At 40.8% G+C, this 14,718-nt stretch carries 14 protein-coding genes and 2 pseudogenes; 7 read left to right on the top strand and 9 right to left on the bottom strand.

Annotated features, from left to right (window positions below):
• Nucleotides 1-4: 4 nt before the first annotated feature.
• Nucleotides 5-1,579 carry an AGE family epimerase/isomerase gene (locus tag AC1DUD_RS29345; RefSeq protein ID WP_477381202.1) on the bottom strand — a complete coding sequence of 525 codons (1,575 nt, stop codon included), beginning with the start codon at nucleotides 1,577-1,579 and terminating at the stop codon, nucleotides 5-7.
• A 4-nt stretch (nucleotides 1,580-1,583) separates the two neighbouring features.
• Nucleotides 1,584-4,082, bottom strand: a complete 2,499-nt coding sequence (locus AC1DUD_RS29340) for a glycoside hydrolase family 9 protein (protein ID WP_477381200.1) — start codon at nucleotides 4,080-4,082, stop codon at nucleotides 1,584-1,586.
• A gap of 309 nt (nucleotides 4,083-4,391) precedes the next feature.
• On the opposite strand from AC1DUD_RS29340, the gene AC1DUD_RS29335 reads away from it, so the two are divergent.
• Nucleotides 4,392-5,540 (top strand): hypothetical protein, encoded by a 1,149-nt coding sequence (locus AC1DUD_RS29335; protein WP_477381198.1) that lies wholly within the window; start codon nucleotides 4,392-4,394, stop codon nucleotides 5,538-5,540.
• Nucleotides 5,541-5,564: 24 nt separating this feature from the next.
• Here AC1DUD_RS29335 and AC1DUD_RS29330 read toward each other — a convergent pair whose 3' ends face one another.
• Nucleotides 5,565-6,017 (bottom strand): hypothetical protein, encoded by a 453-nt coding sequence (locus AC1DUD_RS29330; RefSeq protein WP_477381196.1) that lies wholly within the window; start codon nucleotides 6,015-6,017, stop codon nucleotides 5,565-5,567.
• Between the two features lie 174 nt (nucleotides 6,018-6,191).
• Nucleotides 6,192-6,740, bottom strand: coding sequence for an inclusion body family protein (locus AC1DUD_RS29325; protein WP_477381194.1), 549 nt, complete (start codon nucleotides 6,738-6,740; stop codon nucleotides 6,192-6,194).
• Between the two features lie 409 nt (nucleotides 6,741-7,149).
• Here AC1DUD_RS29325 and AC1DUD_RS29320 point away from each other — a divergent pair, with 409 nt between their 5' ends.
• The 5 genes from AC1DUD_RS29320 to AC1DUD_RS29300 all read left to right on the top strand — a co-directional run bounded on the left by AC1DUD_RS29320 (nucleotide 7,150) and on the right by AC1DUD_RS29300 (nucleotide 10,858).
• The gene (locus AC1DUD_RS29320) at nucleotides 7,150-7,698 is read left to right on the top strand and encodes a hypothetical protein (protein WP_477381192.1); all 549 of its coding nucleotides are present in this window, start codon (nucleotides 7,150-7,152) and stop codon (nucleotides 7,696-7,698) included.
• A 23-nt stretch (nucleotides 7,699-7,721) separates the two neighbouring features.
• Nucleotides 7,722-8,387: a hypothetical protein gene (locus AC1DUD_RS29315; protein ID WP_477381190.1), complete on the top strand. Its 666-nt coding sequence runs from the start codon at nucleotides 7,722-7,724 to the stop codon at nucleotides 8,385-8,387.
• The gene (locus AC1DUD_RS29310; RefSeq protein ID WP_477381188.1) at nucleotides 8,371-9,177 is read left to right on the top strand and encodes a sensor histidine kinase; all 807 of its coding nucleotides are present in this window, start codon (nucleotides 8,371-8,373) and stop codon (nucleotides 9,175-9,177) included. The genes AC1DUD_RS29315 and AC1DUD_RS29310 overlap by 17 nt, the downstream gene beginning before the upstream one ends.
• A gap of 27 nt (nucleotides 9,178-9,204) precedes the next feature.
• Nucleotides 9,205-9,852 carry a response regulator transcription factor gene (locus AC1DUD_RS29305; RefSeq protein ID WP_330858806.1) on the top strand — a complete coding sequence of 216 codons (648 nt, stop codon included), beginning with the start codon at nucleotides 9,205-9,207 and terminating at the stop codon, nucleotides 9,850-9,852.
• A 310-nt stretch (nucleotides 9,853-10,162) separates the two neighbouring features.
• A complete protein-coding gene (locus AC1DUD_RS29300) occupies nucleotides 10,163-10,858 on the top strand; it encodes a Crp/Fnr family transcriptional regulator (protein ID WP_330858807.1) in 696 nt (231 codons plus the stop codon).
• Nucleotides 10,859-10,895: 37 nt separating this feature from the next.
• Here the strand turns inward: AC1DUD_RS29300 and AC1DUD_RS29295 are convergent.
• From AC1DUD_RS29295 to AC1DUD_RS29275, 5 genes and pseudogenes are all read right to left on the bottom strand, one after another.
• Nucleotides 10,896-11,354 (bottom strand): annotated as a pseudogene (locus AC1DUD_RS29295) (PIN domain-containing protein).
• Entirely contained in the window at nucleotides 11,338-11,565 is a 228-nt protein-coding gene (locus AC1DUD_RS29290) for a UPF0175 family protein (protein ID WP_477381185.1), read from the bottom strand. The pseudogene AC1DUD_RS29295 and the gene AC1DUD_RS29290 overlap by 17 nt, the downstream one beginning before the upstream one ends.
• 52 nt (nucleotides 11,566-11,617) lie before the next feature.
• Nucleotides 11,618-12,559, bottom strand: a complete 942-nt coding sequence (locus tag AC1DUD_RS29285; RefSeq protein WP_477381183.1) for a helix-turn-helix domain-containing protein — start codon at nucleotides 12,557-12,559, stop codon at nucleotides 11,618-11,620.
• Nucleotides 12,560-12,779: 220 nt separating this feature from the next.
• Nucleotides 12,780-13,229, bottom strand: coding sequence for a TRADD-N-associated membrane domain-containing protein (locus tag AC1DUD_RS29280; RefSeq protein WP_477381181.1), 450 nt, complete (start codon nucleotides 13,227-13,229; stop codon nucleotides 12,780-12,782).
• 6 nt (nucleotides 13,230-13,235) lie between these two features.
• Nucleotides 13,236-13,880: a hypothetical protein gene (locus AC1DUD_RS29275; RefSeq protein WP_477381179.1), complete on the bottom strand. Its 645-nt coding sequence runs from the start codon at nucleotides 13,878-13,880 to the stop codon at nucleotides 13,236-13,238.
• Nucleotides 13,881-13,996: 116 nt separating this feature from the next.
• Here AC1DUD_RS29275 and AC1DUD_RS29270 point away from each other — a divergent pair.
• Nucleotides 13,997-14,718, top strand: a pseudogene (locus tag AC1DUD_RS29270) (OmpA family protein); the annotation flags it as partial.

The following is a 14,718-nucleotide window of genomic DNA, read 5'->3' as shown; positions in this document are numbered from 1 at the left end:
TAGATCATTTACCCAAAACAGACCGATTCCCAGCCAAATCAACCGACCTCACTGTTAGCCCACTCGTTAAGCCTTTATCCACCTCAAAATGATTAAGCGGTGTAAAACCTATTCGCTTCCCGTTTCTGTAAATATTATAACCCAGCACCCGCTTATTATCAGTTGAAGCCTGCCATTTTAAAGTACCGGTAGCTTTAACCAATTTAACTTGTTTCGGTGCAGTGGGCAGAGCTTTATCCGGATCGAGCTGCATAACGCAGTTCATCAACGCGCGGAAAGTGTGGTAAGTGCCTTTCCAGATCTGACCTTTGAGGGCTGTTTTATATTGAGGTTGCTTATCAATACCGCCCTGATACCAGTCGCCATGCTCGTGGTCAATGAGATAGGTTTGGGTATATTGCCACAGGGTTTTAAACTTGTCAAAGTATTGGTGCTTATCCTGCGGATATTTAGCAGCCATGATGAGCAGCGTGTTAAGTCCCTCGGCCTGTGCCCACCAGTTTTTGGTATCTTCGGTAATGATAAGTCCGGGCTTATCTTTAAAGTAATAACCCTCGTCATAAAAGCCACCTACTTTATTATCCCAGCCGTTGTCCAACGCATCGTCGACCATTTTTTTGCCGACCTGTAGAGTTTTGGCGTCATTCTCTATGCCTAAAGCATGTGAGGCTTCAAGCATCAGGTAAGCCGTTTCTACATTGTGGCCATAAGAGATATGATCAAGACTATGATGCTGTTTATAAACCGCCAGGCTCGAATCGCGGTAGGAAACCGGCGTCCAGTCTGGTTGAAAAAACAGGATGAGGTTACCCTTGTCATTGGTGATCTTATCACGCACCAGCAGCAGCATTTCTTCCAAACGTTCTTTTAGCAGTTTATCAGGCCATACACCATAAAGCTCGGTAAACGATTCCAGCAGGTGAATGGACGAGTTTTGATCTTTATAACCCGTTTCGGCAGTGGAGTTTATGCTTGCATCCCTAACAATAGGCGTACCGTCACGTTGCATGTGCTGATAGTAACCTTTATACATGGGGTCGTGGGCATGTTTCTCCAGCCACCAAAAACCTTGTTTAGCCAGGTTTAACGCGCTGGTATCGCCCGAGGCCTGGTAATACGCAGCAAGCGCGTAGATAGCAAAGGAATTGCCATATGCTTCCTTAGGCGCAAAGCCGCCTTGCTTCGGGTTGCCTTGTTTATCCGTAAAAATGTAAAAGCCTCCGTACTGCTTATCCCAAAGTTTATCCCGCAAAAATTCATAGCCATGGCGGGCCCCTGCTATGTAATATTTTTTGCCGGGGAAAAGCTCGGCGGCCTTACTGTTGCTCCAAATATGGCGCGCCTGGGTCACTATCATTTTATCCTGGTTACCGGTGGGTTTAAAATCATAGGTAAACGCACTCAAAAAACCACCATCGGCAGTATCAATAGCGGCAGGATACCAGGGCTTAAGCAGCTCATCAACCATGGATTTTTGCATTTCATGGGCTATCTTCTGCTTTTCGCTCTTACTGTTTTGCGCCAACACAACAGACGCAATACTTATTAAAACCGAAAGCAAAGTGATCTTCAATTTCATAAGCTTACTTTTTATTTAATACATGATCGGCCGCCAAAACCAAAAACAGGTAATCGGTTGTGCCCCCGCCTAAAACGTATTCGCCTTGCTGCCATAGGTAAGGCCAGTTAAGCAATTCAGGAAAATCGGGACGAATAAGCGCTGTACCGGAGGTGATACCGCCGGGAATATACGAGCGGTCGGCCCGGTTAAATCCGTAGGCCGTGGTCATTGATCTCGCGCCCACGCCCGATACAAACGAAGCCGTGTTTGAACCCGGATGGCAGCCCAGCACAAAATCAATAGCATGCAGCATATAGGTATCGCTAAAAACCGAAGGGAAACCGGCATATAAAAAGTATTGTTTATAGCCAAAGTTTTGAATGCCCCAGCCCGCGCCCCAAATATTAGGTTCGTACGGAACGCCATAAGGGGTTTTGGTTCCCTGCTGTTGAATTTTGGTATACAGTTTTTTTACAGCTTCAGTTATTTTGCTGCGATAGTTTGCATCACTGATCAGTCCCATGGTACGGCCAACCAGCCAGCCTGTGTTATCAATGCTGTTAGCTATTGCATCGGTATTGTTAACCAAATAGTCGGCATAGGTTTTATCTTTTGTGGTAATGAACAGCTCAACTGCTAATGCTATGCGGTGAGATAGCTTTTGATCGGCCGTGTTTTTCCATACCTCCTGTGCTATTTGCAGGCACTGAGTGGCAAGCGTATCATTATAACCTTTCATTACACGGCTGGCTGCGGCCAACGCTGCGGCAGTTTCTAATGAACGACCGGGATTATCCTCCGTAAATACCCAGCGGTCATCAGCAGCGGCAGGGGTTTTCAGTACCGGATCGGTATTTGAAGCGTTGGTTACAAAAGGCTTGTTATCAGTAATGTTAGCGGCATCGCCCAAAATGGTATATTGCCTGATAGTTGGCTCAATAACACCGCGGTAAAACCGACCCATAGCCTGGTAACCACCTGTAATGGCGAGCAAGCCATGTTCAATCTGTTGCAGCATATCCGGCTTGCCGTCGGGCTGATGGATCTCAACAATGTGATTCTTTTGGTCGATAGTGGTATTATCATATTTTACGTCAAAAGCCTCGTAAGCTAATGTAAGTCCATGCACCGTTTCGGCCTGCGATTCAACCCTCAGGTCAAAATCACCGGCATCGTGCCAGGCACCACGGTCAAGGAAAGGTACATTATCTCCCGGTTTATATTTATTAAGTGTACTGTGACCCTGGATATATCCGTCGAAATGGTTAGAATCAATGGGCGCCATGCGGGCATCATCCATATGGCACAGGCCATGCCATACGCGGTACTTTTCGTTAACGCGCATGTGGCACATTTGTATCGGCAAAAAGTAGGAAAGTGTTGGCTGCCACACGTCGTTCTTAAATACATCGGTACTGATCTGGAATGGTTCAGTTTGATAGCTGCCATACTTTACCACATACATACCGGGTTTGGTGATCTTTGTAAAATCAAATTGAAGGTAATGGTATCTCAAAAAATTCCCCCAATTGTTGGGTGTGGTTTTTAAAGCGGTTACCAGTCCGCCGTTTTCATCTACCCTCATCAAAGAAATCGGCAATACTTTTTTATCGTTTTTATCCAGTTCAATTACAGCTATTTTTTGCTGGGCGGGGTGATAACCAACCTGCGATACCTGTACTACCGGCTGTGATTGCCAGCCGTCTACTGCATTTGGTGTTACCAGCCATTCTATCGCATTTTTTGAAGCGCTTTTAGCTACTAATGAGCGTACCACAAACCAGCCGTTGTTGTGTTTGGCCCTGCCATCGAGCAGTTGCAGGTTACCGCCCGAAAGGTTTTCGATGGTCATGCGTTGCAAATCGGTTTCAGGGACGATGGTAAGCTTTTTACCTTCTGCCATGGGTGTTACCTGGGTTTCGCCTTCTTTATCGATATAAGTTTGTCCATCTGCCTGCTGTGGGAAAATGCCGAACTGCTTATCCATATAGTACGATTTGCCAAACAGGATCCCCGGGAATAATTCCAGGTTAAAACCTACTTTACCAATCCAGTTATCGGGTAAGGGTTTATCTAAATCAACTATAATTTTAAATGCTTTACCTGCTGGGATTACCCTGATATTGTAAGCAAAGTTGAGATCGGGATAAATAATGGGGTTGAAGCCGTGACGGTTCATATCCGGGTTGGGAAATTCCATGCGTACGCTTACCTCGCCAGTAGTTTTATTAATTACCCGTTTACCTACCTTGGGTATGGGCGACCATTGGCCCGGCGTAGGTTCCAACCTTATATCGCCATTGGTACCAACACGCTGCCCGTTTTGAATAATACCTACCCCGCCCTGGTGCCCTTCGGGATAAAAATCATGGGCAAGCATCACATTTACACCTTTATATTCAAGATATTCCTGCGCGTTAAGCTTCATTAAATTAGCGGCAGGTTTAACCTGGGCATACAAAAAGCATGGTAATAAACAGCAGGCGGCGATAAACGCAGCGAAGTTAAATTTAGATCTCATCAGGATAGTGGTTAACCGGTAATACGCAATACTATACTTGCATGGCTAAAAATAACGCTGCGGCAAGGGCATGGTATAATGATATATTAACCTTTTGTTGCCGATTCTATACTATAACATGGATTTTACATTAATACTATTGCTTAACACCAATAATCAGCAGCACAATAAACTAACTGTCAATTAATTAAAACTAAAAATACCTACCATCAGGTATTCATTTTATTCATTTAATAATTAAATTTGATTTCCAATTAATACCTGTGTGCCGAAAAAGGGATCAAAGAGTAGGCAACAAATCTTAAACCCATGGCCTTGTTTCTACTTTTTGCGGTAATGGTTTCACTGCTGTTGCTGCCCCCTTCTTTTAAAAAGCATCTTTTTAAATTATTGGCAAGTGCCTCTATATTTATAGCTCCTATATGGGTTTATGCTCAGACGGGAGCAGGCGATAGTATAAAAAAAGACATCCCGAAAACTGATTCTGTTGCTAAAACTACCCACCTTCCCGATTCAATTATAAGTATCACCAATTTGAGCGGACGAAAAGACTCCGCCCGACTCAATGAGATCATTGCTATCAGGATAAAAACCAAGCTTCCTATTGATTCATTCAAAACTCTTTATGTAGACGATATAAAAGTTGGGGAAACAGCTTTTTGGAGCAGTAATGAGTATGAAAAGATAATTTATTTTAAGATAGATGAATCAGTACAAAACCTTGCCGTTCAGTTTTTGGCCAGTAAATCTATCGACAAAGCGCGTATCCCTGTATATTTTTCGGTAGGTGATTCGCATGGTTATATTACCAAAGGCCTGATCAAAACCCAGCTTGAGGTTAAACAAAAAATAAACCGGGTTTGGGTGTGGATAATGGCCGTTGTTATGGCCGGTTTCCTGGCGATGGGCCTGAAGAATAACATTTTAAAAGACGATGCCAATATGTACTACAGCCTCAGTCGCACACAACTTTTGTACTGGACGGTGATTTTTTCCGGGGCTTATCTGTACATCTGCAACGAAACCGGGGCGCTACCCGATATTCCGGGTTCATTGCTGGCTATCCTGGGTATCAGTGCCGCAACTATGGCCGCGGGCAAGGTTATAGAAAACGATCAGAAGCCCAAAACAGAAATTGATCCCAAAGCACACAGCGAAGGCTTTTTTCACGATATCCTGTCTGATAGGAGTAGCATCAACATTCAGCGTCTTCAAAATGTGATGTTCAATGTTTTGTTTGGGTTAATCTTTATCCAAAGAACAGTATCATCAAACCTGTTGGCCGATTTTGACAATAATATTCTGTTGATGATGGGTATAAGCGCAGGTACTTACGCAGGCTTAAAAGCTACCGAACCCACCAAAGACCAACAAACAGAGCAGCATGATTCAACCACCGCTGGAAATGAAAACAACAACGGAGATGACAGTAAAGGCGCAGAGGATAAAACCAAATAAGGAACTTAGTTCTCCGACATCTTACTAAATTGCCATGTAGATCTCAGTAACTACCTGTCCTTCTGCAAAGGTCAGGATCTGATAGCCTGCGGTTGATTTTAATTGGGTTTGGTGCGCCTGGATATAAGCAAACAAATCGCTGTAGCCTTTCATAATAGATTGCATTGGGTCGCCGGTAACTTTAGTGTATACAAATAACCCGGCTATATCTATAGCGGTAAGTGATGTTGCTGAAAGATCCGTATTCCCTTCTGATACTACTCCTTGAAAACTCCTTTGCTCGGCAGCTGGTATAACCTGCGGATCATCATAATAAATGCCACAAATTTTATACGGAATAAAAGGAACCCCGGCCGACGCCAATTCATTTTGCACAGATGTAACGTACAATGAAGCGTCTGCATAGCTTCCTGTAAATGCTTTTCCAATAACCCGTATTGGGTTTTTAACCTCTATAATTTGTACTGTATCTTCCATATCAGCTTGATTTTGGCCAAACTAATATAACAGCATTTATTATGATTTATACCACTCATGGTAAATTACTCTATAATCAATTCTGTAAAACGCTAAACAGGCACAAACCCGTTACCATTTCATGATAAACCGGATCTATGCCTGTTCCTTTTTTAAATTCAGGTTTGCAAAGGATTAGCTTTGTACGGTAACGGTTGGATCCCAGTAGTAGTAACCAAATAATACCGGGTTAGCAATCCCTCTTTGGCGCACATAAAGAGCAAACTGAACGTTGTATTGTTCAGTACCTTTTTTAACAACGTTGGCCTGGTTAAACCAAAAGTTTTGATCCGAAAAACCAACAGGAAGCGCAGTACCATTGGTTGGTAAAATACCTGTACGATTGTATACATTGAACGTTTCGCCATCAAATACAACATCTTGTGCATACCATGCTAATTTGTAAATAACTACAGCCGAATCAAAGTTACCATACTCTGATACCGCATACCAGCGTATAACATCGCCTACGTCAGCCTTGATATTTAAGTCAGCGCCACCCGAACCGGTAATGGTATTGCCGCGGGTAGCCACCATATACATGTAGCTGTGAGGCAGGCCAGTAGGATTATTAGGATCCTGGCTTGGCTTTGGATAATCGGTAGTGATAGCATCAGTATCGATAACTACCTGGATGTTGATGATCTCCTGCGAGGTGGAGAGAAATTCACTGTTAATTGCCATGACTAAAAGGGTTATAGGATAAATAAATGCCCCTACTCTTTAAAGGATTTTCGGGTTAGCTCCTTGTGTTAAAGCAAAAAAGACCGAGCGCCTCTTAACCGGTTTTTCTTCTCCGCTTATCACAATACAAACCTCCGCTTATTTAAACAGGCTTATTAGCGAATAAATACCGATTAAAAAAAATAAGTATTTATACGTATACAAACCATAAAAACACCCTTTCACACAATTTCACACCTACTAACTTTGCTTCATAAGAAATCATGCAAAAATCAAAGCGAACATTAAATAATTAGTGAGAAATTTTTTCACAGTAGTATAAATAATTTCTCACTTATATAATTTATTATTATCAATACAAAGTACAAATAATACTACTATATTACCTGAATATTAAACCTATAATATCATGAAAAAACGACCCCTTAACTTTTTGCGACCAATTGCGGTGGCAAGCGTCATTTGCCTATTTTTTGCTATGACATCATGCAAGCAGTCTACCAAATTTGCCCAGGTAAAATATACCGCCGCGCAGGTTAATCACTGGCTTGATTCATCAACAACTGACAGCTTCATTTTCCAGTTTTACAGCCCGCAGGTTGATGATGTTAAAAAATCATATCAGCTTGTATCGTACATTCTTGATACCGCCGGCAACTATCTTAACCCGCTGCATCCCGATACACTTGCTGTTGCAAAAGATACGCTGGTTAACTTAACCGGCCCCGTAGTTTTAGGCAATACGTATCTTACCAAAAAAGCTATAATTGCCGTAATATCTACAGATAGTGGCGGGAAGCGGGATTATGATTACCTTGTTTTTACACCCAAGATACTGGCCTCAAATCAGCACCTTGTATATGCCATAGGTTTGGTAAAGGATGATAAACTGATCAATTATGCTGATGCGGATACAAAGGATATCGATTCGAACCCATCCCCCCCGGCAAAAATGTAATTACAGCCAAAAAACTGTTGCAAATGGAACAGCTAATTAAAGGCATATCTGACTGGTCGGAGGTTTGGGCACTGCTCATTCCTTTGGCCATTCTCTGTTTTAAAAAAAAACAGCCTGTTTTTAATAAACCTGTTATTACTTATTTATGGGCTGCATTGGCAATCAATATAATTATTGATGTAATATGGAAGTTAAAAACGGTTCTGCCGCGTCCATATAACACCAATAATTATTTGTATAATGTACATTCTGTAATCAGGCTGTTATTGTTCAGCTCATTTTTTATAAAGCTAAACCAACAGTTTTTATCCAAAACAAAAAGGGTAGCGCCATATATTTTCTTAGGGTTTGTGCTCATCAATTTTAGCCTTTATCAAAACTTTTTTGATTACGGGCAATTGAGCAGCAGGCTACTATCATTTGAGGCAATAATTATGATGTTTTATTGTATGCAGTATTACTTGTTTAAAATAACTGAAGATGAAGAGCCAGGCAAAAAACAGCCCGACTTTTGGATAGTTACCGGCCTGGGTATTTACTACACGGTAAATTTTTTCATTTTTTTGCTGTATAACGAATTTACGATACGCCTGCACAATTTTGCCATAAACCTGTGGAACATCCACAATTTCACGTATACCATTTTATGTGTATTTATAGCGAAGGGGTTGTATGAAACAAACGAATGACGACATCAGGCTCCTGCTCTTTATGGGCATTGCGGTTATGCTTTCCTTATTCGCAAGTATTTTACTCATCTTTATATTTTTTCAGCGTAAGAAATACCAGTACCAGCAAAAAATACAAAAACTGCATCAAACCCAGCAAAACCAGCTTATTGAGGCAGCCGTACGCAGCGAGGAAACCGAACGCCATCGTATTGCCGAAGAGCTGCATGATGAGGTGGGCGCTATTTTATCGGCCTCAAAACTGCATTTACAGGGGGTAAAGATCAACGTTATTGATAAAAACAACGAGCCAAGGTATGAAAAAGGGCAGGAACTGCTTGATATGGCTATCAAACAGGTGCGCGGCATTTCGCACAACTTGCATTCAAGTATCCTGAAGGAGTTTGGGCTAAATGAAGCGATCAGGCATTTTACCGAAAAAATTGCCAACAACGACCTCATATTTATTACCACAGATCTTGATAATTCATATACAACCCAAACCAATGAAAATGATATCAGCATATATCGCATGGTGCAGGAGCTAATGAACAATATACTTAAGCACGCCAGGCCACAAAAAATACATATTACATCCGTCTACAATCAGGATGCATTGAACATCAGTATTTTTCATAACGGAAAAGGATTAAGCCATGCCCAGTATGAAGAACTGAAATTTAATAAACAAGGCCTTGGCCTGAAAGCTATCCAAACCCGTATCATTTTATTGAAAGGCGAAGTATCATTTAATTACAAACCCGAAGGATATTACATTAACATCAGTATTCCGCGGGCAACAACTATTTAACCATTATAACACTTCAAAAACAAGGCGATGAAACCTATAAAAATTGCCATAGCCGATGACTACACCATATACAGAGACGGCCTTAAAATAGGCCTTACCCAGGATGAGAACCTGGAAGTAATGCTTGAGGCAGCGGATGGTGAAGACCTGATAAAGGGTATAGAAACCGATATGCCCGATGTGATTATCATGGACCTTAAAATGCCTGTTATGGATGGCATGGAGGCCACCAAGGTCATTAAAAAAAAATATCCCGATATGAAAATTTTAGTGGTAACCATGTACGACGACGAAAAGTTTGTGATCCACTTAATGGAGATTGGCGCCAACGGATACCTGTTAAAAAATGCCGAAGCTGAAGAGATCAGGAAAGCAATATATTCGGTACACGAAACAGGCTACTACTTTAACAATATTGTAAGTAACGCATTGTTAAAAAAACTGGTAATGAAGGGCAACATCAAGCCATCATTTAAAGAGGGGGTTGAACTTACCGAACGGGAACAGGATGTGTTGAAACTGATTTGTGCCGAAAAAACAGCCAACGAAATGGGACAACAACTTTTTCTTAGCCCACGTTCGGTTGAAGGCATCAGGCAACGGCTGATTGATAAAGTGGGGGTACGCAATACCGCAGGCCTGGTAATGTTTGCTGTAAAGAATGGGATAATATAAGGCAATCCGGTTTAAGCCCCGTACATTCTATTTTTAGTTTTCATTAAAAACAGCCAAACAGCTATAACTACCTAATTAAAAATCAATTTAAACAGAAAAAATTTATCCCTATCTAAAAAAAAGCATTTCATAAATACATAACGAATAAAAAAATCAACTTACACGCGTTTTACCCTCCAACAAAACATAACAAAAACACAAAAAATTAACAATCATCAAAAAAAATTATAGAAATTTCAATATTTTAACAAAAAATACAATTTTCATTGATATTTTTACAACAGACGTTGACTGATTGACAAAGATTTGAATGAAAAGAAATATCCAGTGCGATAATAACACCTGTTTTTTATGTAAGGGTTGTATAAAAGAATGGCTGCCGGCAATTGCAGCCAACAAAAAAAACTTTAGCGTAAAAAAGGGGCAGGTTATTTTCAGTGAAGGCGACCCGGTGAAAGGGATTTACTTTGTTTATGAAGGCAATGTAAAAGTTCATAAAAAATGGGGGGCTGATAAAGAGCTTATTATCCGCTTTGCCAACAAGGGAGCTATTTTTGGCCATCGCGTATTGGGTAAACATGCCACCCACTACCCTATTTCGGCTACGGCTTTAGAAGCAGGCATTATATGTTACATTGATATGGAGTTTTTTGAGGCTACTTTAAAAGTAAACCCTCAGTTCACCTACCAGTTAATGTTATTTTTTGCCGATGAACTACAGGAAGCCGAACGTAAAATGCGCAACCTTGCCCACATGCCGGTAAAGGGCCGCGTAGCCCAGGCCCTCATAAGCCTGAAGGACCAGTTTGGTACAAATCCCGATGGCCATATTGATGTAGAACTTACCCGCCAGGACCTGGCCTCATACGCCGGCGCTACCTACGAAACTGTTTTCAGGGTGGTTAATGAGCTGATACAGGAACAACTGATCAGTACCAATGGCAAAAAGATCAGCATTATCAACAATGACAAGCTTTTTCTTTTAACGCAGGATGATGATTTGTAAAGTGATGAACTTAGTTTTAACGCAGCAATAGCAATAATTACTCCCCAGCCAATTTTAGGATCTCATTAAAAACATTTTCAGAATAATGAAAATTTGTTTCCTGAACTTTATTGAGCATTGATCTTACGTCTGGGATAATTCCTTCTCGTTTTGCTTTCAAAAAAAGGCCTAATGTACCGGTAACATTCAATTGCAGTTTTCTGGCTTTTTTTCGTGCTTTGTCATCGTCCAGGACAATTAATGAAGGAAGAGATTCAATAGCGAGAGCAATTGCACTGGCTTAGCCCCTATCAACATCGAGCGTGTCTTGAAAGACAACATCTTTAACTTCTTTTATTCGAACCCACTCAGGCAATGGCTCCCCAAACTCCGAAGCTATAACTGTTGTAGTCACTACGGAACCAAATAACAGTTTTAAAAGATTTAATTCACCAATTTTATCAAGTAATATAAAACAGGTAGTATCCGCTATAACAATCTCATATGTTATCTGCATCGCTTAGCATTTCAGATACAGGGTAGTTTAATAATGCAACATTATAATCAGGTAACAACTCGGCAAAAGTACGCTTTGATAAACTAACCATTTCAGCTGCTTGCCCAAGAGATAACTTCCCCGATTCGTACAATTTAGCCGCAATAAACCGCACAGTATCATACTGATGCTCTCCAAGACTATCCGGTACCTCTAATGTTATTGTAGTCATATACGTAAATATACAAATTTCAAATAAAAGCCTATATACAAAATAACTAACCTCACCCCGCCAAATTCCTAACTTCTACTGGCGATAATGATGTTTGCTTTTTAAAGAAGCTGGAAAAATGCGATAACTGTTCAAAGCCCAGGCTGTAGGCTATTTCTGAGATATTCCAGTTAGTTTGTTTGAGCAGGATTCGGGCCTCCTGGATAAGCCGGCCGGCTATGTGCTCGGTTGTGGTTTTCCCGGTGCTTTCTTTTAACACCTTATTAAGATGGTTACTATGCACAGCGAGCCTGTCGGCATAGTCTTTAGCAGTACGGAGGATGATCTTTTGATCGGGCGATGCTATGGGGAATTGCCTTTCCAGCAGCTCAATAAATAGCGATGACACCCTCGCCGATGCATTATGGCTATTACTGTAGTTGGTAAAGGGCTGCAACTTTTGACCATAATGAATCAACTCCAGTAGATAGTTCCTGATCAGATCATATTTATACAGATAATCTGATGCTAATTCCTGCTGCATCTTTTTAAAAATGGAAGATAACTCATCTGCCTGCTCGTCGGTAAGCTCGAACACAGGGCAGCCGCCGGGGCTAAAGATTGGCAGCGCATCCAATACCACACCGCTTTTCGATTGCACTAAAAAAGCATCAGTAAAAATGCAAAACATCCCCGACTGATCCATATCCTGCGGTTTCCAGCCATAAGGAATTTTTGGCGTACCGAATACCAAAGCATTTTTTTCGATATTGATCACCTTATCTGCATATTCGGCAACGTTGCGGCCCCTCACCAGGTTTATCTTATAGTATAGCCTCCTGTTATAAGGCACGTATGAAGGATCTTTTTTCACTTTATTAAATATCTCACTAACATTAAATACGTTAAAGTGACCTATTTCTTTATTGATATCAACCGGAAGCAGATCTGCTACCGCGCTATCTGAATGTTTGGCAGCATTTTTATAAAAATCTTCAACAGTTACTGTTTTCATAGCCGTACCTCTTTACTAACAAAGCTAATTATAAACCGAAAACAAAAACAGCCCGATTATTGAATATGATAAACAAATGTCAATAACATCAGATTAAAAATTAGCTAAAAATCAATAGATTAAGAATATCATTTCTATTTCAAACAATACCATTATTTGAATTTGATAAGCAATAAATGTCAGGATAAATAAACCTGCTGCTTATCGCAATCAAATTTTTTTATGATTTCGATTGTTCTATGAGAGATTTGGCCAGGTCTATTTTTGCGTTGGTGATGGTTTTTATAAATTCTATATCGCCTTCCATTTTCTTGGCATTATCTAATATGATACTATCCAATATCTTAATTGATGTACCTATAGTGCTCAGTTTTTGTAACGAAGTGGTATACTGGGCAGCCTGAGTAATAGTTGAATTGTATACCACTAAAAAAGTAGCCCCAATAAACTGAACTATAACGCCTGATCCTGCTGCTATAAATTCGGCTGTTTTATCATTTTTGGGACCGTAGGCATTGCCAACCCCGTACATGATCAACCCGAAGCCTGCTATCATTACAACTACGCTTACATAAAATATCCAATTGTTTTGAAGCAGGTTTCGCTGATAGTATTTATTAAGTGTAATCTGCGCAAGCTCCCAAACCGGCGAAGCCTGGGTTCCTTCCAATACATCTTACCTTAATTTATCCTGCTCGGCTTGAATTTTCTTTTGATCAATAATATGGTTATAGTAATGAATACTGTTCATCACTAAAAACAGCATGAACATGAAGGTAATTGCCCAAATAATGCTAACCTGGGCATCGCTGGCAAAAGCACCGCGCAGTACGAACTGATCAAAATTAAGTGCATAATAGCCTTGCACCTGCCGACTCGCGGTATCGGCCAGCCATTTGTATGATACACTGCTAACACCTGTAAGGCCTGCAAAACTATCATTAGCGATTTCCGGAAATGTGATTTTTGCCGAATCCCGGCCGCTGCTATCTATAATATTACTTACAGATACAGGAGCATATTTTGCCTTTGTTAATGGGTTATTTACTGCGGTATCGAGCTTTTTCAGGTCGGCCCAGCTTATTGTCAGAGGATCGCCGGGAGCAGCGCCTGATTTTGCAACATAATTCTGTTTTAAGATGCCCAGGTAGCTTTGGGCATTTTTTGTATCGAACCGGTAACTTACAGCGCTCTTTACAAAATAAAAAACCAGCATTAAAATGAGCAGCATAAAAACGGCCCGATTCAAGAGTTTAAATTTCTCGAGACTGTTATTCTTAAAGTTTAATCTTTTCAAGAAACCGAAAGGATTCTTCATCATATTTTTTATCTACAGATTATTTATTTATCGCCACAATTAAACACAATTGCCTTATTTTCAGATTTTTAAATATATAAAAAAATAATAACTTAGCTAAAAAACAACCCGGGCATATCATGATAAAAACCTACCTAACCACAGTGATATTATCATTGGCTTACTTTGGAACAGCATATGCCCAAAGTGAACCCGGCACCACTAAAGCTATAACCGATTCTACACAATCCTTAACTAACGGCAGCGCTAAGGTATTTGGTGGTTTAGGCCAGTACAGGAAATTTAGCATCGGTATCAATGGCGGCGCAACTTCACAGTCGCTGGCAACCGGTGGTTCTTCYGATTTCCAAAAGAAAAAGATCAGCCTTGGCTACGGTATTTCATTGAAAGAGCAATTAGCTCATTCATTTGCTTTACAATTAGACCTGAACGGTGGTAAAATTAAAGGTGAAAACCCTGTTTCGGATGCTGGTACTTACCGTGATACTTATGTTAGCTACGAYACCAAATTTTGGCAGGCAAGCTTAAGCGCGGTTGTTAACGTTGCTACTATCGATTTCATCCGTCGTAAAAATGCTGTTAACTTCTACTTCAAAGCAGGTGGTGGTTTAGCTATCTATGACCCAACAATTACAAGRAATAACGGTGGCGGTAACGTTACAGCTCMCTTTAAAAACAACGGTACTGATGGAACCCACTACGTAAAAGAATTGGTTATCCCTGTAGGTGCAGGTGTTAAATTCCGTTTAAGCGACGCTGTTGCCTTAGATTTGGGTTACACTCAAAACTATGTTGATGGTGATAACCTTGATGGTTTCAACAGGGCTTACCCTACTAAAGA

The sequence above is a fragment of the Mucilaginibacter sp. P4_A11 genome, assembly GCF_056402535.1.
This window is presented reverse-complemented; position numbering and strand designations above follow the sequence as displayed.

What these genes read in the sequence shown, in the direction of transcription:
- AC1DUD_RS29330 (WP_477381196.1), bottom strand. Translation starts at nt 6,017, where the DNA reads ATGGAAGATACAGTACAAATTATAGAGGTTAAAAACCCAATACGGGTT.
- AC1DUD_RS29305 (WP_330858806.1), top strand. Translation starts at nt 9,205, where the DNA reads ATGAAACCTATAAAAATTGCCATAGCCGATGACTACACCATATACAGA.
- AC1DUD_RS29275 (WP_477381179.1), bottom strand. Translation starts at nt 13,880, where the DNA reads ATGATGAAGAATCCTTTCGGTTTCTTGAAAAGATTAAACTTTAAGAAT.
- AC1DUD_RS29315 (WP_477381190.1), top strand. Translation starts at nt 7,722, where the DNA reads ATGGAACAGCTAATTAAAGGCATATCTGACTGGTCGGAGGTTTGGGCA.
- AC1DUD_RS29285 (WP_477381183.1), bottom strand. Translation starts at nt 12,559, where the DNA reads ATGAAAACAGTAACTGTTGAAGATTTTTATAAAAATGCTGCCAAACAT.
- AC1DUD_RS29345 (WP_477381202.1), bottom strand. Translation starts at nt 1,579, where the DNA reads ATGAAATTGAAGATCACTTTGCTTTCGGTTTTAATAAGTATTGCGTCT.
- AC1DUD_RS29340 (WP_477381200.1), bottom strand. Translation starts at nt 4,082, where the DNA reads ATGAGATCTAAATTTAACTTCGCTGCGTTTATCGCCGCCTGCTGTTTA.
- AC1DUD_RS29300 (WP_330858807.1), top strand. Translation starts at nt 10,163, where the DNA reads ATGAAAAGAAATATCCAGTGCGATAATAACACCTGTTTTTTATGTAAG.
- AC1DUD_RS29290 (WP_477381185.1), bottom strand. Translation starts at nt 11,565, where the DNA reads ATGACTACAATAACATTAGAGGTACCGGATAGTCTTGGAGAGCATCAG.
- AC1DUD_RS29335 (WP_477381198.1), top strand. Translation starts at nt 4,392, where the DNA reads ATGGCCTTGTTTCTACTTTTTGCGGTAATGGTTTCACTGCTGTTGCTG.
- AC1DUD_RS29325 (WP_477381194.1), bottom strand. Translation starts at nt 6,740, where the DNA reads ATGGCAATTAACAGTGAATTTCTCTCCACCTCGCAGGAGATCATCAAC.
- AC1DUD_RS29310 (WP_477381188.1), top strand. Translation starts at nt 8,371, where the DNA reads ATGAAACAAACGAATGACGACATCAGGCTCCTGCTCTTTATGGGCATT.
- AC1DUD_RS29320 (WP_477381192.1), top strand. Translation starts at nt 7,150, where the DNA reads ATGAAAAAACGACCCCTTAACTTTTTGCGACCAATTGCGGTGGCAAGC.